General features: G+C 37.7%; 21 protein-coding genes. 6 read left to right on the plus strand and 15 right to left on the minus strand.

Annotation, left to right across the window (positions count from 1 at the left end):
• Positions 1-55: 55 nt before the first annotated feature.
• From ABWP91_RS01370 to ABWP91_RS01415, 10 genes are all read right to left on the minus strand, one after another.
• Positions 56-1,255, minus strand: coding sequence for a hypothetical protein (locus ABWP91_RS01370; protein WP_353241665.1), 1,200 nt, complete (start codon positions 1,253-1,255; stop codon positions 56-58).
• Positions 1,256-1,267: 12 nt separating this feature from the next.
• Positions 1,268-2,296 carry a type II secretion system F family protein gene (locus ABWP91_RS01375; RefSeq protein ID WP_353241666.1) on the minus strand — a complete coding sequence of 343 codons (1,029 nt, stop codon included), beginning with the start codon at positions 2,294-2,296 and terminating at the stop codon, positions 1,268-1,270.
• A complete protein-coding gene (locus tag ABWP91_RS01380) occupies positions 2,280-3,824 on the minus strand; it encodes an ATPase, T2SS/T4P/T4SS family (protein ID WP_353241667.1) in 1,545 nt (514 codons plus the stop codon). The genes ABWP91_RS01375 and ABWP91_RS01380 overlap by 17 nt, the downstream gene beginning before the upstream one ends.
• Position 3,825: 1 nt before the next feature.
• Positions 3,826-4,341, minus strand: coding sequence for a hypothetical protein (locus ABWP91_RS01385; protein ID WP_353241668.1), 516 nt, complete (start codon positions 4,339-4,341; stop codon positions 3,826-3,828).
• Positions 4,329-5,147: a hypothetical protein gene (locus ABWP91_RS01390; RefSeq protein ID WP_353241669.1), complete on the minus strand. Its 819-nt coding sequence runs from the start codon at positions 5,145-5,147 to the stop codon at positions 4,329-4,331. The genes ABWP91_RS01385 and ABWP91_RS01390 overlap by 13 nt, the downstream gene beginning before the upstream one ends.
• Before the next feature lie 10 nt (positions 5,148-5,157).
• On the minus strand, positions 5,158-5,700 hold the full coding sequence (locus tag ABWP91_RS01395) for a hypothetical protein (protein WP_353241670.1): 543 nt from the start codon (positions 5,698-5,700) through the stop codon (positions 5,158-5,160).
• Positions 5,701-5,703: 3 nt separating this feature from the next.
• Complete coding sequence (locus ABWP91_RS01400; RefSeq protein ID WP_353241671.1) at positions 5,704-7,176, minus strand: type II and III secretion system protein; 1,473 nt, start codon at positions 7,174-7,176, stop codon at positions 5,704-5,706.
• Between the two features lie 15 nt (positions 7,177-7,191).
• Entirely contained in the window at positions 7,192-7,629 is a 438-nt protein-coding gene (locus ABWP91_RS01405) for a TcpQ domain-containing protein (RefSeq protein ID WP_353241672.1), read from the minus strand.
• 14 nt (positions 7,630-7,643) lie between these two features.
• Positions 7,644-9,272 carry a type II secretion system protein gene (locus ABWP91_RS01410; RefSeq protein ID WP_353241673.1) on the minus strand — a complete coding sequence of 543 codons (1,629 nt, stop codon included), beginning with the start codon at positions 9,270-9,272 and terminating at the stop codon, positions 7,644-7,646.
• A 65-nt stretch (positions 9,273-9,337) separates the two neighbouring features.
• Positions 9,338-10,060, minus strand: coding sequence for a type IV pilus major pilin (locus tag ABWP91_RS01415; RefSeq protein ID WP_353241674.1), 723 nt, complete (start codon positions 10,058-10,060; stop codon positions 9,338-9,340).
• A 586-nt stretch (positions 10,061-10,646) separates the two neighbouring features.
• On the opposite strand from ABWP91_RS01415, the gene ABWP91_RS01420 reads away from it, so the two are divergent.
• On the plus strand, positions 10,647-10,898 hold the full coding sequence (locus tag ABWP91_RS01420) for a hypothetical protein (RefSeq protein WP_353241675.1): 252 nt from the start codon (positions 10,647-10,649) through the stop codon (positions 10,896-10,898).
• 123 nt (positions 10,899-11,021) lie between these two features.
• On the opposite strand, the gene ABWP91_RS01425 is transcribed toward ABWP91_RS01420, so the two are convergent.
• Positions 11,022-11,285: a YjbD family protein gene (locus ABWP91_RS01425; protein WP_353241676.1), complete on the minus strand. Its 264-nt coding sequence runs from the start codon at positions 11,283-11,285 to the stop codon at positions 11,022-11,024.
• Positions 11,286-11,471: 186 nt separating this feature from the next.
• On the opposite strand from ABWP91_RS01425, the gene mnmH reads away from it, so the two are divergent.
• The 4 genes from mnmH (at position 11,472) to ABWP91_RS01445 (ending at position 14,871) form a co-directional block, all read left to right on the plus strand.
• On the plus strand, positions 11,472-12,557 hold the full coding sequence (mnmH, locus tag ABWP91_RS01430) for a tRNA 2-selenouridine(34) synthase MnmH (RefSeq protein WP_353241881.1): 1,086 nt from the start codon (positions 11,472-11,474) through the stop codon (positions 12,555-12,557).
• 166 nt (positions 12,558-12,723) lie between these two features.
• Positions 12,724-13,473: a molybdate ABC transporter substrate-binding protein gene (gene modA / locus ABWP91_RS01435; RefSeq protein ID WP_502935775.1), complete on the plus strand. Its 750-nt coding sequence runs from the start codon at positions 12,724-12,726 to the stop codon at positions 13,471-13,473.
• An 8-nt stretch (positions 13,474-13,481) separates the two neighbouring features.
• Complete coding sequence (locus tag ABWP91_RS01440; RefSeq protein ID WP_502935776.1) at positions 13,482-14,270, plus strand: ABC transporter permease; 789 nt, start codon at positions 13,482-13,484, stop codon at positions 14,268-14,270.
• Positions 14,257-14,871: an ATP-binding cassette domain-containing protein gene (locus tag ABWP91_RS01445; protein WP_353241677.1), complete on the plus strand. Its 615-nt coding sequence runs from the start codon at positions 14,257-14,259 to the stop codon at positions 14,869-14,871. The genes ABWP91_RS01440 and ABWP91_RS01445 overlap by 14 nt, the downstream gene beginning before the upstream one ends.
• Before the next feature lie 60 nt (positions 14,872-14,931).
• Here the strand turns inward: ABWP91_RS01445 and aceE are convergent, their stop codons facing one another.
• Entirely contained in the window at positions 14,932-17,619 is a 2,688-nt protein-coding gene (gene aceE / locus ABWP91_RS01450) for a pyruvate dehydrogenase (acetyl-transferring), homodimeric type (RefSeq protein ID WP_502935777.1), read from the minus strand.
• A 183-nt stretch (positions 17,620-17,802) separates the two neighbouring features.
• Here aceE and ABWP91_RS01455 point away from each other — a divergent pair, with 183 nt between their 5' ends.
• Complete coding sequence (locus ABWP91_RS01455) at positions 17,803-18,240, plus strand: MarR family winged helix-turn-helix transcriptional regulator (protein ID WP_353241679.1); 438 nt, start codon at positions 17,803-17,805, stop codon at positions 18,238-18,240.
• Positions 18,241-18,278: 38 nt separating this feature from the next.
• Here ABWP91_RS01455 and ABWP91_RS01460 read toward each other — a convergent pair whose 3' ends face one another.
• The 3 genes from ABWP91_RS01460 to ABWP91_RS01470 all read right to left on the minus strand — a co-directional run bounded on the left by ABWP91_RS01460 (position 18,279) and on the right by ABWP91_RS01470 (position 20,603).
• Complete coding sequence (locus tag ABWP91_RS01460; protein WP_353241680.1) at positions 18,279-19,304, minus strand: transketolase-like TK C-terminal-containing protein; 1,026 nt, start codon at positions 19,302-19,304, stop codon at positions 18,279-18,281.
• Positions 19,305-19,382: 78 nt separating this feature from the next.
• Positions 19,383-20,027 carry a LysE family transporter gene (locus ABWP91_RS01465; protein ID WP_353241681.1) on the minus strand — a complete coding sequence of 215 codons (645 nt, stop codon included), beginning with the start codon at positions 20,025-20,027 and terminating at the stop codon, positions 19,383-19,385.
• 114 nt (positions 20,028-20,141) lie between these two features.
• Positions 20,142-20,603: a YaiI/YqxD family protein gene (locus ABWP91_RS01470; protein WP_353241682.1), complete on the minus strand. Its 462-nt coding sequence runs from the start codon at positions 20,601-20,603 to the stop codon at positions 20,142-20,144.
• Between the last annotated feature and the right edge of the window lie 62 nt (positions 20,604-20,665).

Genomic DNA, 20,665 nt, shown 5'->3' on the forward strand with positions numbered 1-20,665 from the left:
GCATCCTACTGTAAGAGCTAAAACAGTATAAAAATAATAGATAAAATTATGCATATTAATCACAGATATCTAAAATTGAGCCATTTTTACGGTATTGTTCTTCATTAATATAAACATTATTGTAAGCGTTGATACTACCTCTAAAATAAGTTTGCTTAAATTTATCGAAACCAAACTCACCCAAATTACCTTCAATCAAATCAATATTGGCATAAATAAAATCAAGTTTTCTTAAGCTAATATCGTAACCAGGAAATTTTTCATTTCTTTCCATACCATTATATAAATCGGGAAAGTTGACTTTGAGCGCCCCAAAGGCATCCCTAGCCGCTCTATATTGTTTAGAATAGTTACCGTTTGTTGTCAGATTTCGTATATCAGGAATTCGGCTCCACTTCATAGCTAACGTATACGTTTCACCAAGTGACATACTCACTTTTGCACTCAAATTAGATAAAAACTGAACGTTTAAATCATTATCAATACCTTGTGAGTAACTCCCACCATTTTCGGCATCCCACCCTGACATTTCGACTTTGCTCAATTCTAATATTGGCGGCGTCGTTGATTTTGGGTTATAGCCTGACTTGGCAGTCCATGTAAATGCAACAAAAGCTGGTATATTTGAGATTTCAGGCCTTGGCGGTGAGTTTTTATCCTCAATCTTTATCTTCAGACTTTTTATGGAACGTGTTGGTAGCCAAATTATCTCATCAGGTTGCCTCAATCCATAATCACCATACTGGACATCAGGATTATAGAGGATGACATAAGAATTTCGGGATTTTAAATATTTCACTTGGCTATAGTAAGGCGAAAACTGTTTCTTTTGATCTTGTGTTTTTGGGTAACCAATTCCTGCATCCGCTACGCTCATACCTGGCATGTATCTCGTGCTCAGTGGGATTTGTGATACTTCCGTACTCGGTGTGTTTTCTCCAAACGCTGGTTTTCCATCCCAATCTATTTGACGATCACCAAAAAAATTAGCCAACTTAATGGGAAAGCCCCGTTCTTTCTCTGTCCAATAAAAAACTTCAATTGTAACCAGTATTCGGCCTTTATATGCAGAAGTGATACCAAAATCCCGTAATGTTGAAATTACAATAGGTAATGGGGTTGATGTATTTGCACAGACCATAGACGCTGGGTTTGTTGGCCCAGAGCCATCGATATATTTGATACCTTTTGTTATCTCACTAATCGCAATCGGCGGCAGTAGTAACATAGCTAAATATAATCCTTTAAATTTCATATTGTGCACCTATTACATTTGAGACATTTTTGAAAGTTGATCGGATAACGAAAATAAAGCAATAAACACCCAAATAACACAACCACCCAATATTAATGTCGATAATGACTTTAATAGTGCGGCTAGTTTATCCATTTTATCATTAATATTTACTTTGGATTTTTCTGATACTGACGTTAAAACTTCATGAAAGGAGGGTAATGCTGAATATAAACTAATATTTAATAATTCGTGAACATTTAATAAACCAGTATTAAGCGCATCGCCATAATTCATGCCTTTAGACATATTGATTTGCATGATTTTAATATGCCCTTTTAGCCACCGGTTAGCATTTAAACTCAATATAGTTAAAGCATCATTAATCGGTATTTTGTTTTTAAGCATACCAGATAGACTATTCAAAACAATGGAGGCATTTAATTGTTTAAATGTTGAAAATGGAATGACCCTATCAACAAATTTATCACGAATTAAGCCCGTTAAGTTCGCCATGATGATACGAACAATCACTGTCACTACGATTAAAAAAACAAGCATATATATCCATAGTCCATCATATAACGCTAATCCAAACTTATACAATGAACTAGTGACTGCAGGCCAACGGCTCACGGGTAAAACACGTTCAAAAGCAGGAAAGACCTTTAGAGAATACCCGGCAATAACAATTAAAGATAAAACAAGCATAATCATTGGAAACGTCATCGATTTAATAACTTTGGCCATTAATTGATCTTTATATTTAATAACGTCAATAATACTTGTAAAGCCATTTGCCAATGCCCCACTTTTTTCTGCGGCATAAATTAAACTCAATTCATTTTTAGGTACCATACCATCAAAAACAGAAGCAATTGATTCCTTGTTTGCCATCTTATCTAATAGAAAATTCAATTTTTTTATAAACCCTTTTCCAATAACTGATCCTCCTTCTTTTTTTAGCTTTATAATCGAATCATATAATGGAAGATTAGAATTAATCATATCTGCACAAAATTGATATAAATATAATCGTTGAGACTTAGTGAATTTTTTCAAAAATCACCTCCAGATCTTCGGGTGGAACAGCACCAAATTCATGAGTAAACCAGTGATAACAAACTTTATTATCAATAACCAAGAGCATTGTTTTTTCTTTTATTTGAAACCCCTCGCCAATTCCCTGCCCTATAAAACGTTTTTTTCGCCAATGCACGTATGCTTCAAGCCAATTATTTTTAGCAATAGCAGAAAGCTCATCAATAGAGGGCCGCATATATTCAATCACTAATTTTCGTCCACTAATGCCTGTATTCTTGCAATGCTTGCAGCCATCACGATTAATAACGGAAATATCTTTTTTATATTTACCCAAAATTACCGTTTCCGTTTTTTTACAATGGGGGCATAAAAGAGGCATTAACTTTTGGCATTGTAACCCCGCAATAAAACCAGGTGTACAAAGCTTATCACCGGCTATCCCTAAAGCAGACAACCGTTGCAATAAAGTAACAATACTTCCCGCATGCACGGTTGTGAAATAATAGTGGCCACTTTCAACGGCGCCAGATAATGCATTAGCAGAAATTTTGTCACGAATTTCCCCTATCATTAAAACATCTGGGTCGCGTCGCAGTGCAGACTTTATCGCAGAATGAAATCCTCCACCATCAACATCCAATACCGAACTTTGCTTAGTCCCATAAATATAATATTCAACTGGGTCTTCAACTGTTAAAAAGCAACCTTTATTATTAAAGCGGTTTATTTGTAGCCATTCCATCACTGTTTTAAGCGTTGTCGATTTTCCCGAACCTGTTGTACCAGCAATAAAATATGCGCCATAGGGATTACTCAAAATTGTTTTAATATCATCGATTTCAATTTCTGATAGCCCTGTATTTTCGAGTCGAGGATTTGGATTAGTATCAATAGATGCGGGAATTATCCGTAAAACACAGTGATAACAATCACTGCTTTCGCCAAAAATTGGAAAATGAGCATACCTAAAACGGTATTTTTTACCTTGTAAGTCATAAAGGATATTTGCACTTTGTGGTTGTTGACGGTTCCATGTTGTTTCTTTAGTGGTGGCCTCAACGTTATACAATACAAAGACAAGTTCATCACAACTTGCAGATGTCATTTGTGAATAGAGAATTAAAGAGCCATTGACCCTAAATTCAATTTTAGAAATAACATCTCCCCGAGTGATATGCAAATCACTCGCTCCTGTATCTACCGCTATTTGTAATAAGCTTTCGAGTTCTTTTTGCACGTGACTGGTCTCAAGTAAGATATCATTACTTGTTGCACGCGTAACGCTTTCGATTATTTGATAATACTGGGCCTCACTACTTAGCATAAATCCATTAATTTTCTTTTTATATACAGACATTGCATAATGCAAGTCCATATAATGATTTGCTAAGTTGTCAATTTCAAATTTATTAACAATAAGATATTTTTTATTATTATAGTCAACCGTAATTAAATCTTTTTCTAATAAGTTGAATTGGCATTTTTCTATCGCCTTTATACCATTTTCTATATTATTTAAACAAATAAAGTCAACAGGTAAATTCATTTCATTCAATAACTCTATATTGTTGATTTTTTAGAACAACACGATAACGTATCCCATTCATTCTAAATGTCGTATTTTCCGCCGTAAATGTTACTTGTCTATTTTCGGGATTTAAGACACCGATTTTTTTCACTCCAGCAACATGAGAGATCATAATTACTCTAGGCTTTTCTGTAGGTTTAATAGGTGCATCCATTAGTTCAGTAATTTTTTGTTCATAAGCTTCGTTTTCAGGCTCATTCACAACGGGTTTATCTTGAACAATAGGTTCATTGAGCAATTCATTAACTTCTTTAAGCTCTTTTTTTAATTTTGCTAATGTAATTTGATTTTCAATATTGAGTTTTTCAGATTCAAATTTCAGGTTATTTTGCATTAAGTCAATAATATTTTTTTGTTCGATAGAGAGCACTGGTGCTTCTGGTTCTGTTAATCCTTGGTTTTCAACCTGCTCTTCTGCGAAAGCATTCTGACTACCTACAACAAGGATAAAAAATGAAAAAACTATCTTGTACATGAAAAAGCTCCTGTTACTTTAATGTTATTACTATCTAGTTTTTCTATCGACTTGAAAATATAAAAATTAATATAGGGTTGCCTTTCAAGAATTTTTTCTATTTTCAATGGATTTTCTGGTAATACCATCTCAAACTTTGAAAATAGAAGGTTATGACTATTTTCAAAGTTTGGGTATTTTTGTTCTAAATTAACCACTGATGAAGATGGGAGTTCAATAAGTGAAATTCTATCATTAGCATTGTGTTTCGATGAGTTAAATGCATATATATAATTAATATAGTCATTACATAATGGAATGTTATCACTACCCTGCTTAACAATATTCCCTATAACCTGCCCATCTGCATAGCCGATATTTAACCCAGTAAACTCGATACTATCTGAGCTTATTGTCCCATCATAATGTTCATTAAAAAATATTTTTTCTTGAACATTAAAGATCGCCCCTGACTTTAACTTATATAAAAAATTACATTCATTAGTATCACAATTAAATGCATCTTCGGAATAACCACTAAGCGCAAAAGCATAGCGACTTACCATAACTTGCTCAAGTATGTTGATTAAATCATGGAATTGATAGCCATATAATTGATTAGTATAAAAATCCGATATTTTTTTCTTTTCATTTATAACTAATTGCTGTTTTTGATATTCTCGTTTTTCTTCCTCAACTTTTTTTTGGTATATATAGTAAGTCCCAACCGAAATCATGAGCAAAACCATTACTAATATTATAGAAATATACATACTTTTAGATTTAAGCAGACCATGCTCTCGCCAGCCAGAAAGAATATCTTTCATATTAATAGCCTTAGTATAGAAAAAATAAAGAAACGAATAAAGTAAATAAAAAAATAGAAATTGATATTGATGTATATATTTTTAATGATTTAATACGATACCTTTTTTCCTGATTTTTATATTCCTCATGGATAGCATTAAAAATTTCATTGTTTATCACTGTAATATTTAATGAACCGTATTCAGAGTTTTCTTTTTTACTTAGTAAGTAAGCTAACATGCTTTCAGTGATGATAGTATCCGAAGGGGATATAACACAGTCATCCTTAATGCAAATCAAATAATAATTCGTTATGCTACTTTCGATAACTGGAGCATAAAAAAAGCCATCGCCATACAATCCTTTTATATACAAGGCTAAAATTTCATGAACTTTAACATGCCGTGGGAATAAAACTTCCTTCATCCCATTTTGTGTTTGATAACGTATTTTTTTATATCTCTTCTTCGTTGATTCTAACCAGAACCGATGGCGATGTTCATCGACTTTATAAGAGTCAATCCATATGCCGTTGATTGTTAATTTGTTTTTTAATAATTCATTTAATGTCATAACTTACTCATTAATTGAAAAATAATTATCTATCCCAACAATCATAATTACCGTTGAGTTTGTATCCTCGCCATTTAATATTCCTGAGAAAATCCCAGCTTGTTGCATGTCAGAATCACTGTCTTCATCGTATTTACCGACGATAAGTAAATCACCAGGTTTAATTGTTGAAGTATTAAACATTTCAGTCGTCGTAAAATTCGGTAATTGTACGCTATCAAATTTTTCAATACTGATTAAGTTTTTACGCGTAAAGCCGCTTGCCACCTCAATTTTACCGTCAGATAATGCTCTTGGTGTAATAATAAAACTGCTCCCAGTGACGATTTGGTCTGTCGTTAACTGGCTTTCAGTGATATCCATATTGGTATTTTTAGTACTTGTCACACCCGAAACATAATGATGTGTTTTTGTTAGGTTCAACGGTATTGGCATGTTATTGCGCGTAATAAATGACCCACTTTGCAATATTTTACTGCCCGTTAATTTATAGACGGCATCCAACTGGCTTGCTAAGCGAAATTTGGCATCTTCTCCGCCATGGAAATTAGAATTCGCATTTAATTTACCAGTAAGCTTTGTCAGTAAATGCTGATTGAAGCCTATTTGCGTGCCACCACTATTATAAGAAAACCCTAATTCAGCTTCGAGATTTTTTGATTTGCCCTTGTCTATAATGTAAATTTTATAGCTAACAACAAATTGACGGTTATTTGCCTGTTTATACTGTTCTAATACTTTACTTACATGGTCATATTCTGATTGTCGACCAACAAACGTCAAAATTGATGAATCTTGAAAAATATTGTAAACGCCTGATGAAATATATTTGTCCATCATATCTTTTACATCCTCCCAAAAAGAAGACTTAAAAGATGTTGTCGATTTACCTTTCAGCCCGCTTGCAGTCGCAGCGTCATTATTAGAAATATCTAAACTTGCCTCATAATTATTGTCTTTGCCATAATAATCTAGGCTAATTGCATAATTACTGTATAAATTCACCTCAAGTAGATTGTTTTTCTTCAATTGTATATTTACATCATATAAATTAGATAGATAACTAATAAACTCTTTTAGATCACCATTGAAGTTAATTGTATAAACCGTATTCTTTAGTATCTCCTCTCCTGCAACTTGGTTTTCAGTTTTACCTGGCGTATTAGCGTCAATTTTATACGTAATTTCCATCTGTTCGCCAAGCATTTCCATTACCGTATAGATATTAATCGGTGAGTAAGAAGTTAATGAAATCTCCTTATCCAAGACTTTTTTTTGCTGGCGATCGTAATCAACTTCTTTGCCCAAATAAGGTGAATCTAAAGACATAAACGCATTTTGCTTGCTATCATTGATATCCTGTAACCCCGTTACACGGTCGAACAGTTCTTTTTCATCATACTTTTCTTCAAAAAAGCTGCTGCAACCTTGAATAAGAAAAGGAATGAGTAAAAAAAATATTTTATTTAGTTTCATTGCTGTTTCTACTTATTAATTGTCTATAACAAGAACATTATTTTTTTCATAAAACTTAAGGTAAAAACCGGCTTTTTGGTAAGATAACTGCTTACCCAATTTTTCCATAACCTCAATTTTATTTTTACCTTCAATTTTAATTTCATTAAACACGACAATATCTTTTGGACTATTCCATATGAAATCTATTCCATTATATTTAGCCCAATCTTCAACACTTTGGCTCAAGAGCTCATTCTTTTTTAATACCAATTCACTCAAAACATCAATTTGACGTGGTGATTCTCCTCCAGTTTTTTCTTGGTTTAGTTGTGTATCAAGTTGGGGGGTACTCTTAATCGCTTTTATTTCTTTCATGGGTTTTAAATTAATCCACTCTTGCATTTCGATATCTGTATTTGCAAAACTACTTAACGTAAAACCACATAACATAATCAAATAATTATATTTCATTTTACTTATACCTTTTAATCAAAAGCCGCCCAATAATCCCCTTTAATTGAGCTGCACCATTCGACTGCCATAATGGACAGTGACTTAGGGTTAACATATGTTTTTGATTTTCCATCAGCTGGGTTATTAACACCTAAAGAAGCACTAATTATCCAAACCCTTTTACCACCAATAAAAGCATGACGAGGTTGTAAAACAACGCCAGCGGCTAGCCCCACATTCGTGATTTTATTTTTCCGTGTGTTATATTCCCGGCTAAGATCGATATCGAGTTTTTTACTATCGTCGTATACAACGGGCATCATCGATGAAACCGCAACAGTCAGTCTTGGCCATAGCCTCACGTTTTGTACTACTGGGCATTTTTTTATCGGGATAATTACTTTGCCTTCCTCTTTTTCATCATCGCCAATGTAATCTTCACCAACTACCATCGTCTTATCATTATTTCCGGTAAAATTGTGGTAACTCACCTCAGGGACCGTGCGATATTCTTTTATTAACTTGTTACCTTCATAATGGCTATCCTCAATAATAATATTTGCGACTAATGTGCCTGTGACAGCGTTCCCTTTATTATCTGTATCCGTCAGCATAAAATTACTTTCAGGGAGGTACTGAGCATCCGTTATAGGAAATTTTGGATCCTGTTTTTTTAATGCTAGACAAGTCGTTTGCGTTTTATTTTCTCTATCCCAACAAAGTGTAGGGGCTTTTTTTTCATTGTCTGGATCACCACTAGTCAATACTAATGTATTTTCGTCTTTTGCTTTTAAACATGGGCCATATTGGCTTGTTTTTGTATTCCAACATAATTTATCTGCATTAACAGAACCGTCTGACCTTAAAAACTTACCTGCTTTAACATTAAAACTAAACCGAAGCCCATAATCAAAACCTGGGTTTTTGACTAGCTCTGCATGAGAGGCTAAATCGCCAAATTGAACATTTTCATTATTTATTTTAATGAGCTCCCAGCCAGTGTTCGCAGTGGATTTTTTCCTTTTAACAAAACTTGCCTGTGTTAAGTACAAAAATTTATTTTTAAACGCATCATTAAAGTTACTATAGTAGGACTCAATATATAACCCCTGCTCATCTTCAATAGGATGATATAAAACAATAAAATCTACACGCTCAATTGTTCTTTTTAGTTCATCACCTATAAGGTCAATTCTTTCAATAGAGAACTGAGGATTGCTAATCAGTAATGCATCCATCGTACATTTTAAAAACTCTTTTTTTAATGATATTCCTAATAAACTTCCTTTGCATGTCTTATCAGTAAATAGGTTTCTATCACTGTTTACCGTCTGTTCCCAATTGAAGTGTTTACCATCCGTCGTGATTGCCTCTTCTAGCTTATAATTACTCGTTCGTCTACTATAGGCTATATTTTTTTGCTCTTTTTGAAATAAAGGATTACGAACAAAATTATTATCTTCTTTTTCTAACTCATCATTATTAATAAAATCGATAAAACGGTATATTTCATCAACAACAGCATCTGAAATATGCTGCCTATGATTATCCTCAATTCGATTAATAATGAATCGACTCAATGGAATCATTATTACTCCAATAATTCCAAGTACGACAATAACCTCAAGTAATGAATAACCAGCTATTCTATTATTTCTCATATTTTGTCTCTCGAACCTCCCTAATTATAAGGGAGGTTCTTTAGCAAGTTATTATTGCTTATGAATTAACGACTACCTAAAATTACAGAGTTTTCAGGGCTATCAGTACATACGCCAGCAACTTGGTCTGGTGTAATATTGATATTACCGGCTGCATTTAATGTCCTTAAAATATCTTTTCCAGTTACAACAGACATATCAACCGCTGATTTCACGCTGTATGTACCCGCTGCCGCTGAATCGACTGCAACATAATCCCACTGATTACCAACTTGAGAAATAATATTACGGCATTGGTCTTGGCTTAATCCATTAAGCTCAATCACAAAGCCTTTAAGACCTGAATCTCCTTGTGCCGCTGCCGTTTTTGCCCCACTAATATTAAGAAAGTCATTTGAAATACTATTACGAGCCTCATCAATAGATAACTTACCTAATTGAACAAGGCGGGCAATGGCTTCTTTAGAGTTTTCAGTGTCCTTAATATTATCGACATTATAACCACTCGCAGCACCGGTAGAGGCAGGATATCCAGCCGCTCGCTGATAGGCATCTTTCATGGCAACTCTGACTGTATTAGTATTGCTGACAACATCAGAAACAGCACGGCTATCAAATGCACGCTGTGCCAATACCACAACACCAGCAGCAATTGTCCCTATGATACCTAATACAATGATAATTTCTAATAACGTCATACCCCTTTGTTTTTTGGCTTCATGATGTTTTTGTACTTTTTTAATTTGTTCCATTTTTAAGCTCTGTGTCTGTTGATAGACTTTAAACATAGGTATTCCTTAAGAATTTAATCTAATTTAATTTGGTTTATTAATTTGAATGTTTATATTACTGGTAAAAACTATATTAATTAAACTAATTACTTTTTTTACTAATTAAGTTCCTTCTAACTTCCTTTCATTGCAATAATTATTAGTTTAAATTATTTTCCAGTCAATAAAGTTTTATTCAAAGAAATATTTACACGGTGAATTTATTGTGAAATTCATTAACTTTTCCTTAATATTACATACACTGACTATATCAAAGACATATATATAAAATAATAAAATCGTATCTATAAAAAATAATGTTAGGATTATTCCTAATGTCATTTAAATCAAAAGAAATATTCCCTTACATTATTTATTTCGATTCAATCATTATAAACATATACAAATAAGTAATATTAATATATTTTACTCTATATTCGACTAAATACTCTTATTTTAGGTAATTGATACCTTGCAAATACACTTTATTAAATTAGTTTAATCTAGTGACATAAATTTTAGTCGAACTACTACTTTTACTAAATAATATCGCTATAGCCTCAATAGTCTGTGTGGCAGGTAGCTCTGATATGAGATTAATAATATGGCATATTCTAAATTGGTTTTTTCAGGTACATCTTTTACCTCTAATCATGAATCTACGCTGAATCAAAAAACAGGAAAAGTGATGAAGCCTGATTTGAAAAAAGCAAAATTAATACAAGTCCCAATGATATATATAGATGCTTTTGAAAGCATAAAAAATGAAGGATATACATCGTTGTCGTTCTCGTCATACCTGATAGAAGCATTAAAGGAAAAAATTATTTGTGATGTTTCAAGGCTTGATTCGTAAACTATATTAGCATTCAAAATATAATATAAAAAAATCGCGTATCTCATGTTTAATGAAATACGCGATTTTTTTATAAACTATTACCCGAACAATTAAATAAACTGCGTTATTAATTCATTTAATTTAACGATAACCCCGTTTATGATTACTGGATGACCAGCTGTATGTTGCATCACTCGGTACTAGTTTATCTTTTTTCTGTTGGGCTCGAATTTTTCGAGCTTCTTTATCAACTTCTTTAGAGATTTCCGCAATAATTCCTTTTTTTACTTTCGTTTGCTCTGAATTTGTTAATTCACGCTCTAATTTTTTGCGCTCTTGCGCTAATCGTGTTCGTACTCGATTTTTTTGTGTTTCTGTCATTTCCTGGATAGTTAACATTTTCATTGTACAGCCCCTTACTCATGTTTAAATTCCTTTTTGCAATATAACACTATTTCGAAAGCCATAATATGAAAAACTACACTCATTATGTCTTAATAGGACTTTTTCGATTCTGCAAGAGCTGCAAAAATGCGGAATTAGGCGTATAATATCGAGCATTGCTACTTGGATAAGCGTATTTTTACTATTATGGAATTAGCCCCCTCACCTCAAAACATTCGCCAGATACTCGCCTCTGACACCCCTATTATTGACGTCCGTGCTCCTATTGAGTATCAACAAGGAGCAATGCCCACGGCGATAAATCTTCCGTTAATGAATGATGCAGAACGCGCCGCAGTTGGCACTTGTTATAAGCAACATGGTTCCCATAAAGCCGTAGAACTCGGTCATCAACTAGTCAGTGGTGAAATCAAAGCTGCTCGTATCACCGCATGGCAAGCTGCTTGCCAACAATTTCCCAATGGTTTTATTTGTTGTGCTCGGGGTGGTATGCGTTCTCATATTGTACAAGCATGGCTTAAAGAGAATGGCATTGATTACCCACTCATAAACGGTGGTTATAAATCACTTCGTCAAACAACTATTGATGCCATTAATGAATTATCCTTACGGCCTACTATTTTAATTGGTGGATGTACGGGAAATGGTAAAACAACGCTGGTGCATAACCAAGCTGACGGTATTGATTTAGAAGGTATTGCCCACCACCGTGGGTCGTCATTTGGTCGTACTCTGCAAGCGCAATTTTCACAAGCCACTTTTGAAAATCATCTCGCCGTCGAAATGCTTAAAAAATCGATAAGCCATACTCGATGGATACTTGAAGATGAAGGACGAGCAATTGGAGCAAATAGCCTCCCTGTAACATTACGTACACAAATGGAAAAGGCAGCTATCGCGGTTATAGATGACCCTTTTGAGTTACGCCTTGAACGACTAAAAAATGAATATTTTGACCGAATGACCCACGACTTTATTGATGTATATGGTGAAGAAACAGGATGGCAATATTACAGTGAGTATCTCCACCACGGTTTGTTTGCTATCCGTAAACGTTTAGGCTCTCAACGCGCCACTGAATTAACACATTTATTAGATACTGCATTAATTCACCAACAAGCGACGGGCGAAACCCAATCACATTTTTCTTGGCTTTGCCCATTACTGCATGAATATTATGACCCAATGTATCGTTATCAATTAAGCCAAAAACAAGAGCGAATTATTTTTCAAGGCACTTATGGTGAAGTTGAGCAGTGGCTCAATCAATAATTACCGAAAAATCAGATTTGGCTTTAAGTTCATTCGACTGATAAGCCAACTCATCATTAAATTCTCAAATAGCTTAATGAATATCAAAACTTACGCAGTTGCGCCTTGCGTAACTTAACCTGATTCCTCATTATATGTTTTTTTATATAACGATAATGAGGTACTCATGCGCCGCCTATTACTCTCTTCTTTATTTATCTGCTTTACATTACCCCAAGCGATGGCTGCTCAGCTACACATGTACGCAGGAGCAGGATTGCGCCCACCGATTGAAAAAGTGGTCGAAAAATTCGAAAAAGAAACAGGCAACACTGTCACTGTTGAATATGGCGGTTCGGGGCAAATTTTGACGCGCTTTGAGTTAACTCAGCAAGGGGATTTGTTTTTCCCAGGATCTGAAGATTATGTTGAAAAACTGCAAGCCAAATCTTTAGCAACGGATGCATACCCTATCGTACGCCATATCCCTGTCGTTGCCGTACGAAAAGATAAAGCCCAAGGAATAACCAGTATTGAAGATCTCGCCAAAAGCAATTTACGTTTAGGTATGGGCGACCCGAAGGCTATCGCCCTTGGCCGTAGTGGTGAACTGTTACTTGATGCCAGCGGTTATGGCGACCAATTACGCGATAAAGTCATTGTTCGCGCCGCAACGATTAAACACCTGTCCATGTATTTGCTCAATGGCGAGGTGGATGCGGCAATTATTGGCCGAGCGGATGCGATGAAAAACCAAGATAAACTGCTTGTGTTGCCATCCCCAGAAGGCAGCCCTGAAGAAATCGCCACCATTGCGGTACTGAGCACCAGCGCTGCGCCAAAAGAGGCTAAATTACTTGCTGAGTATTTTGCTGCGCCTGAAGGCATCAAAGCCTTTACAGACTACGGTTTTTTACCTGTTACCGCTAAAAAATAATTCTCAATATGTACCCAATCATGAAGTGGGCACTTGTGCCCCTATTACTCTTATTACTTTTGATTGTCGGGTCATTGACGGCGTTGCTGTTTCAACTCACGCCATCACTACTTTCGCAATTAATTGCTGAGCCTGAGTTCCATTTCGCAATTTTAATGTCCCTTGCTACGTCATTGACGTCATTATTTTTCGCATTCTTAATTGCCATTCCTGCGGCTTGGGTGATGACACGCAGCGAATTTTTCGGCAAACGTGCCGTTGACGCGCTGTTTGATTTGCCCCTCGTCACCCCTCCGTTAGTCATTGGGATAGGTTTATTGCTACTTTTGGGTAGCCAAGGGCCTTTTTCCGTGATTTTTCCAGAACTCAGCCGTTGGTTATTTTCCCCACTCGGCGTGATCATTGCACAAACTTATGTGGCAAGTGCGGTGCTGTATCGTTCTGCACAAGGGGCTTTTGCCGCCATTGACCCTGCTTTTGTCAGAACAGGGTTAAATTTGGGGCTATCTCCTGCAAAAACATTAGTTTTGGTTGAGATCCCCCTGTGTTGGCAAGGGTTAATGAGTGGCGGCATATTGGCCTACTCACGGGCTTTGGGGGAATTCGGAGCTACCTTAATGTTGGCTGGCGCCACTCGCTTTAAAACGGAAACTTTGCCCATGGCAATTTATTTGAATATTGCCAGCGGGGATTTTTCACTCGCACTTGGGTGCGCTCTGATTTTAATGGCATTAGCGGTTGTGTTGTTGCTCGCGCTTCACCGTTTAAAAAGGCGGAAAACCCATGCTAAACCTTGAGAATATTCACGCAGGGATTTTAAAAGACGTGACACTGTCACTTCAAGAGGGGTGCTGTACCGCGATTTGTGGCCCTTCTGGTAGCGGGAAAACCACGCTGCTCAATTGCATAGCAGGCTATCAACGTTATCAAGGCGATATTTATTACCAAGGTAATTTATTGAATAAATTGCCCATCTGGCAGCGCCCTTGTCGTTATCTCAACCAGCGGTTGTATTTATTTCCGTGGCTAAACGTAATGAACAATCTCCGTTTAGCTCAATACGCAGCTAAAATACCCAGAGATAAGCAACACATTATCGCTTTGTTAGATAAGATGAATATTACACACTTGGCCAAACGTTACCCCCATGAAATATCAGGAGGTGAACAGCAACGGGTTGCACTTGCTCGCGCGATGATTTCATCGCCATCTTTGCTCTTATTGGATGAACCGTTTTCTAGCTTAGATTGGCAAACAAGGGAGCAACTTTGGTCGCAAGTGAATCAATTAAAACAAGATGGCGTCACTATTTTATTAGTTACTCATGAACCGAAAGAAGCGGCTGCATTGGCGGAATACCACGTTGCCATAGAAAATGGGTACATACTCCAGAGTTAGCAAAAAGAGGCTTAGGCCTCTTTTTGCTTTTTCACGATAAGATAAAAATCACTGATAAGGCTACTTTATCGAATCAGGTGCAGGTTTATCCACATTTATCTCATAAAGTTGTAGCGCTCGGTTAACTTCTGAACGAGCAATCAGACCTTCATCCGCTAATAATTTCAGCGCAGCCACCACAATAAAGTGACGGTTGACCTCAAAGAACTCGCGCAGTGCCTCTCGAGTGTCTGAACGCCCAAATCCATCCGTACCTAATGAGATAAATTTTCTATCTGATACATAGGGTTTAATTTGGTCACCTACGATTTTCATATAGTCCGTTGCAACCACCAATGGCCCTTTGTATGGCTCAATCATTTGTTCCACATACGGTTTTTTAGGCTCATCTTCAGGGTGTAGCATATTCCAACGCTCTACTTTCATCGCTTCACGCCGTAATTCGTTTAAGCTGGTTGCACTCCAAATATCGCTATTCACCCCAAAGTCAGTCGCTAAGAGCTCCGCTGCTGCAAGGGTTTCACGCATAATCGAGCCACTAGACATCAACTGAACACGCGGGGAATTCTCAGGGGCATTATCGTAGGATTTAAATAAATACGCCCCTTTTAGAATACCATCCTCGACCCCTTCTGGCATGGCGGGTTGCGGGTAGCCCTCATTGAGTAGCGTGATGTAATAGTAAATATCTTCATTATCAACGAACATGCGTTGCATACCGTTTTGGATAATTACTGCTAACTCATAAGCATACGCTGGGTCATAAGAGACACAACTTGGGATCACGGAAGATAAAACATGGCTGTGACCATCGTCATGCTGTAAGCCTTCACCCATTAAGGTGGTACGCCCTGACGTTGCCCCCAGCAAAAAGCCTTTGGTGCGCGCATCTGCCGCAGCCCAAGCAAGGTCACCTACGCGCTGCAAACCAAACATAGAATAGAAAATATAGAAAGGGATCGTTGGCACATCATGGTTACTGTATGCCGTACCCGCAGCTATCCATGTAGAAATGGCCCCTGATTCGTTGATCCCCTCTTGCAGAATTTGCCCGTCTTTTGCCTCTTTATAGTAGCTTAATTGCCCTGCATCTTGTGGAGTATAAAGCTGGCCTAAATAGGAGTGAATGCCTATTTGACGGAACAACCCTTCCATTCCAAAGGTTCTTGATTCATCAGGTACAATTGGTACCACCAGCTTGCCAACTTCGGCATCTTTGAGTAACACATTTAAAATGTTCACAAATGCCATCGTGGTGGACATATTACGCTCCCCACTGCCTTTGAATAAATTGGCAAAACTGGCTAATGGCGGAATAGCCACAGGGCTTGTTTGGCCAAAACGTGCTGGAATATACCCTCCCAGCACTTGACGCGTGCTCTTAATATACAGGGCTTCTGGGCTATCAACTTCAGGTTTGAGATACGGAATTTCGTCTAATTGCTCATCTGCCACAGGCAAATTGAGTTTGTCACGAAAGGCGCGAACCGCATCTTGGCTCATCTTTTTCAATTGGTGATTAATGTTTTGCCCTTCACCCGCCTCTCCCATCCCGAAACCTTTTACTGTTTTGGCTAAAATAACAGATGGCTTGCCTTTGGTATTTACCGCTTGATGATAGGCAGCGTAAACTTTTTCTGGGTCGTGTCCCCCACGGTGTAAATTCCAAATGTCGTCGTCACTCATATCCGCCACAAGCGCGAGCAGCTCAGGGTATTTGCCAAAGAAATGTTCGCGAACATACGCGCCGCTTTGCGATTTGAAGGTTTGGTAATCACCATCAACGCACTCCATCATTCGCTGCATCAATAAGCCCGAGGTATCTTTTTCCAGTAATTTGTCCCAAGCACTTCCCCAAATGACCTTAATAACGTTCCAACCAGCCGCTTTAAATACCGACTCAAGCTCTTGAATAATTTTACTATTGCCACGTACTGGGCCATCGAGTCTTTGTAGATTACAATTTACGACAAACACTAAGTTATCCAGTTTTTCTCGCCCACCTAAGGAGATTGCCGCTAGTGATTCAGGCTGATCCATTTCCCCATCACCAAGGAATGCCCAAACTTTACGGCCTTGATGAGGTTTGAGGTTACGATACTCAAGGTAGCGCATGTAGCGCGCTTGATACGCCGCAGTTAATGGCCCAAGCCCCATCGATACTGTCGGGTACTGCCAAAAATCAGGCATTAAGCGCGGGTGAGGATAAGATGATAAGCCACGGCGGACAGATTCACGGCGGAAATTATCGAGCTGTTCTTCGTCAATTCGCCCCTCTAAATAGGCACGGCCATAAATTCCCGGTGCAGAGTGCCCTTGGATATACACCATGTCCCCGGCAAAATCATCGGTTCTCCCCCTAAAAAAATGTGTAAAACCAATGTCGTATAACACTGCCGCGGATTGGTAAGTTGCAATATGCCCCCCCACATTAGAGTGTTTCCCCGCGCGGAGTACCATCGCCATCGCATTCCAACGAATATACGCGTTTAACCGCCCTTCCGTTGCCAAATTACCTGGATATTCAGGTTGGTTATGGACGGGAATACTATTGATATACGGCGTGGTCACAATGCTTTGAAAATCACCGTATTTTCGTTGATCCGCTTGCGCCATTTTGTTAAGTAAAAAATGTGCGCGCTCACGGCCATCAACTTCGGTAACGCCTTCATAAGACTCAAGCCATTCCGCGGTTTCCTGAGGATCGACATCTTTTTCTATTGTTGTGTGGTTCATATTTTCTCCCAAATCTACTTTCCCGTCAGGGCAGGTTTACGTCTCAAACCGGATTATTGACCTTGAATTGCAATTGCTATAGTTGCGATTACTATTATACCTAACGGTATAGTTGCATATGCAATAATGGTAAAAAAGACTTTATCCTTTTATAATTGCAATTGCAACTAACTCCCTTTAATCAAGAAAGGCCATATGAAAACTAAACAAGCGGATTTGTGGTTTTCCTTTGTCCGCGCACATCGGATCATCATCAGAAAAATCGAAACTAAACTTTCCGAAGCAAAATTGCCTATTTATGCGTGGTATGATGTTTTATGGGGGTTGGAAAGCGGCGAAAACGGAACGCGGCGAATGCATGAATTAGCGGATGTCGTGGTGATTGAACGCTATAATTTAACGCGTTTAATTGACCGCTTAGAAAAGGAAGAACTCGTCATTCGCTCTCGTTCAGACGATGACAGAAGAGCATCTTTTGCCACAATCACGGAAAAAGGCAAACAGCTTCGCAAACAAATGTGGGAAATCTACCGAGAAGTCGTTAAAACACATTTTCTCAGTCAATTTAGTGAAGCTGAAATCAATAATTTTGCCAACGCTCTTGATAAAACCGCATTGAGCGCAAAAGACTAAACAAAATGTGGCGGTACCACTGACGATACCGTCACATCCTAGTGGGTTAGCTTTTCGATCGCCTCTTCATAGATAGCGACAGAGAGCTGATTTTCCTCATAAAGTTGCTTCAATGCACACAAGGTAATCCAATTTACTGATGGGTAAATAATCCCGTTTTTATCAATAGAATCAGAACCTAATGCCATAAATCCTCGAGGTATGAATGGTTTTATTTGCTTAGCGATATGGTGAGAGTAATCCGTTACCGCAATGACAGGCACCTTGGTATTCCCTAAACAGTGTTTAAGGTGAGAAGACGCAAACTGCTGCTTTGCATCAGACGCGAGTCGCGTATAACTTGGGCAACTCCACACTTCAGACTCAACGCCCCATTGTGTTTTCAATAATTGGGCAGCTTGTTTAATCCTTTCGAGTGATTTTCCTGCCCCACACAATTGAATATCAATTTTTGGCGCACTGCGCGATAACCGGTACATACCTTTAAAAGCCGCTATGGCTGCGTCTTCAGATAAAGGCTCCGTTGTTTGATTAACACTGTGTAATGCCATATACACCAATGACTTATCGCCATTTACATACAAATGTGTCAATGCTTGTTGGGCGATAGCCGCGGCTTCTTGCGCATTCGCGATATCATAAGCTAGCCAATTTTCCATCGACGTAAGCTTTAATGGAAACCACGGATAGACCCCTTTAGGTAAATAGCTTTCACTCGTATCGATACAGTTAAGAAAAATCCCTTTATGGTTTGTTTCTGTCTCTAGTGCGCTTAACTGCTCAATTAAGGGAGTATTCACAAAATAAAATAAGGGTTTTTCATAGGTTTCTTGGCTATTAAACCAAATTGGCCACGCTGTTTCTTGCTGACCAGCAGCGCCATTTTGATTAATAACCCAAATCGAAGCGTTATTATGTTTAAACACTTTATGAAGCAAACTTGCCGGAGAGCTTGGCAGATTAGCGCTGTCATGAGCAACCTGATTGATATGTTGTAAACACACATTAGCGGCGGCTTGAGTTTGTGCCGTTGCAGCTGGCATTTTCATTGTTTGGGTGAACATTAGCGCTCCTTTTTGTTATTGCAATTGCAACTATTGTAATTACAATAATAAGGTGAAGTCAAATGAAGCCTAACGCTCTTATTTTTTAATCACTAGCTCAGTAACGCCTTGGTAGATAAGCCTTGTCGCCAATGTCCCCAAAATCAACCCGACCACTTTCCCCACCACTTTATGGATGCGCGAATAGCTCCGTCTGACCGATGAAAGAGAGAATGTTTGGCAGAGAATAATTCGCCATATCAATGAAGCCAAGACGATCCCAAGCCAAATCACCAGTTTTGTCCATAATGGCGTTGAGGGGGAAATGGTCGTTGAGAAAATACTCATGAAGAACAGCACAGTTTGTGGGTTCGAAAGATCGGAAATCAAACCACGGCGAAAATACACACCTTTCGGGAAATGTTCCGTAATATTTTCAGTAGATAAATTTAGTTGGGTTTTATTTTTAAAAACGCTAATCGCGTAATACAGCAAATACAATCCGCCTAGTATTTTAATTAACGAAAACAACGCACCAAACTCTGACATTAAGGTCACAAGCCCAAATAGCCCAAGTCCTGAATAGATGGCATTACCTAAAACGACACCATAACCACAGGTCAGCCCCGCCTTTTTCCCTGAACTAAGCGTGGTTTGAACAACAATAAATAAATTGGCGCCAGGATTAAAAAAAGTCAGTACAAATAAAAATAGAGTGATAATAATGCTATGTAACGGATCCATAATTTTGTCTTCGAAAATTTAGGGTTTTCCATTATAGGCACGAAATTATTATCAACTCTATTTCAAAATACAGATTTACTGCACAAAATTAGGGCAATTATTCGACAAATCGTATTATTGGCTTAACACTTTTTTTCGTTGTAATAACCATTTATCTAATTCATTTGCAAATTGCTGGCGATCCCGTTGGTTTAAACTTGCAGGGCCACCAGTTTGCACACCACTCGCCCGCATCGTATCCATAAAATCACGAATATTCAGACGCTCACGAATAGTTGCATCACTGTATCGTTCACCTCTAGGGTTCAATGCTGACGCGCCCTTTTCCATCACTTCTGCGGCAAGAGGAATATCTGCGGTGATCACTAAATCCCCTTTTTGCGCACGAAGAACAATTTCATTATCTGCGACATCAAAGCCCGCGGGAACTTGTAAGGTTTTTAAAAAACGAGATGGCGGAACCGACAAGCGTTGGTTGGCAACAAATGTAATTTGCACATTTTCTCTGTCAGCTGCGCGATATAAAACTTCTTTGATCACTTTAGGACACGCATCCGCATCAACCCATATTTCCATTATTTTATCCAAAACTTAGCGGTATATTATGGACGTATCATAACACGATCACAGCAAGAAAA

This window comes from Providencia sp. (assembly GCF_040396775.1).
GTDB lineage: Bacteria > Pseudomonadota > Gammaproteobacteria > Enterobacterales > Enterobacteriaceae > Providencia.

Bases quoted from the DNA above. Each gene is read 5' to 3' on its own strand.
- ABWP91_RS01370 (WP_353241665.1), bottom strand. From the start codon at position 1,255: ATGAAATTTAAAGGATTATATTTAGCTATGTTACTACTGCCGCCGATT.
- ABWP91_RS01380 (WP_353241667.1), bottom strand. From the start codon at position 3,824: ATGAATTTACCTGTTGACTTTATTTGTTTAAATAATATAGAAAATGGT.
- ABWP91_RS01385 (WP_353241668.1), bottom strand. From the start codon at position 4,341: ATGTACAAGATAGTTTTTTCATTTTTTATCCTTGTTGTAGGTAGTCAG.
- ABWP91_RS01390 (WP_353241669.1), bottom strand. From the start codon at position 5,147: ATGAAAGATATTCTTTCTGGCTGGCGAGAGCATGGTCTGCTTAAATCT.
- ABWP91_RS01395 (WP_353241670.1), bottom strand. From the start codon at position 5,700: ATGACATTAAATGAATTATTAAAAAACAAATTAACAATCAACGGCATA.
- ABWP91_RS01400 (WP_353241671.1), bottom strand. From the start codon at position 7,176: ATGAAACTAAATAAAATATTTTTTTTACTCATTCCTTTTCTTATTCAA.
- ABWP91_RS01405 (WP_353241672.1), bottom strand. From the start codon at position 7,629: ATGAAATATAATTATTTGATTATGTTATGTGGTTTTACGTTAAGTAGT.
- ABWP91_RS01410 (WP_353241673.1), bottom strand. From the start codon at position 9,272: ATGAGAAATAATAGAATAGCTGGTTATTCATTACTTGAGGTTATTGTC.
- ABWP91_RS01415 (WP_353241674.1), bottom strand. From the start codon at position 10,060: ATGTTTAAAGTCTATCAACAGACACAGAGCTTAAAAATGGAACAAATT.
- ABWP91_RS01420 (WP_353241675.1), top strand. From the start codon at position 10,647: ATGGCATATTCTAAATTGGTTTTTTCAGGTACATCTTTTACCTCTAAT.
- ABWP91_RS01425 (WP_353241676.1), bottom strand. From the start codon at position 11,285: ATGAAAATGTTAACTATCCAGGAAATGACAGAAACACAAAAAAATCGA.
- mnmH (WP_353241881.1), top strand. From the start codon at position 11,472: ATGGAATTAGCCCCCTCACCTCAAAACATTCGCCAGATACTCGCCTCT.
- modA (WP_502935775.1), top strand. From the start codon at position 12,724: ATGCGCCGCCTATTACTCTCTTCTTTATTTATCTGCTTTACATTACCC.
- ABWP91_RS01440 (WP_502935776.1), top strand. From the start codon at position 13,482: ATGTACCCAATCATGAAGTGGGCACTTGTGCCCCTATTACTCTTATTA.
- ABWP91_RS01445 (WP_353241677.1), top strand. From the start codon at position 14,257: ATGCTAAACCTTGAGAATATTCACGCAGGGATTTTAAAAGACGTGACA.
- ABWP91_RS01455 (WP_353241679.1), top strand. From the start codon at position 17,803: ATGAAAACTAAACAAGCGGATTTGTGGTTTTCCTTTGTCCGCGCACAT.
- ABWP91_RS01460 (WP_353241680.1), bottom strand. From the start codon at position 19,304: ATGTTCACCCAAACAATGAAAATGCCAGCTGCAACGGCACAAACTCAA.
- ABWP91_RS01465 (WP_353241681.1), bottom strand. From the start codon at position 20,027: ATGGATCCGTTACATAGCATTATTATCACTCTATTTTTATTTGTACTG.
- ABWP91_RS01470 (WP_353241682.1), bottom strand. From the start codon at position 20,603: ATGGAAATATGGGTTGATGCGGATGCGTGTCCTAAAGTGATCAAAGAA.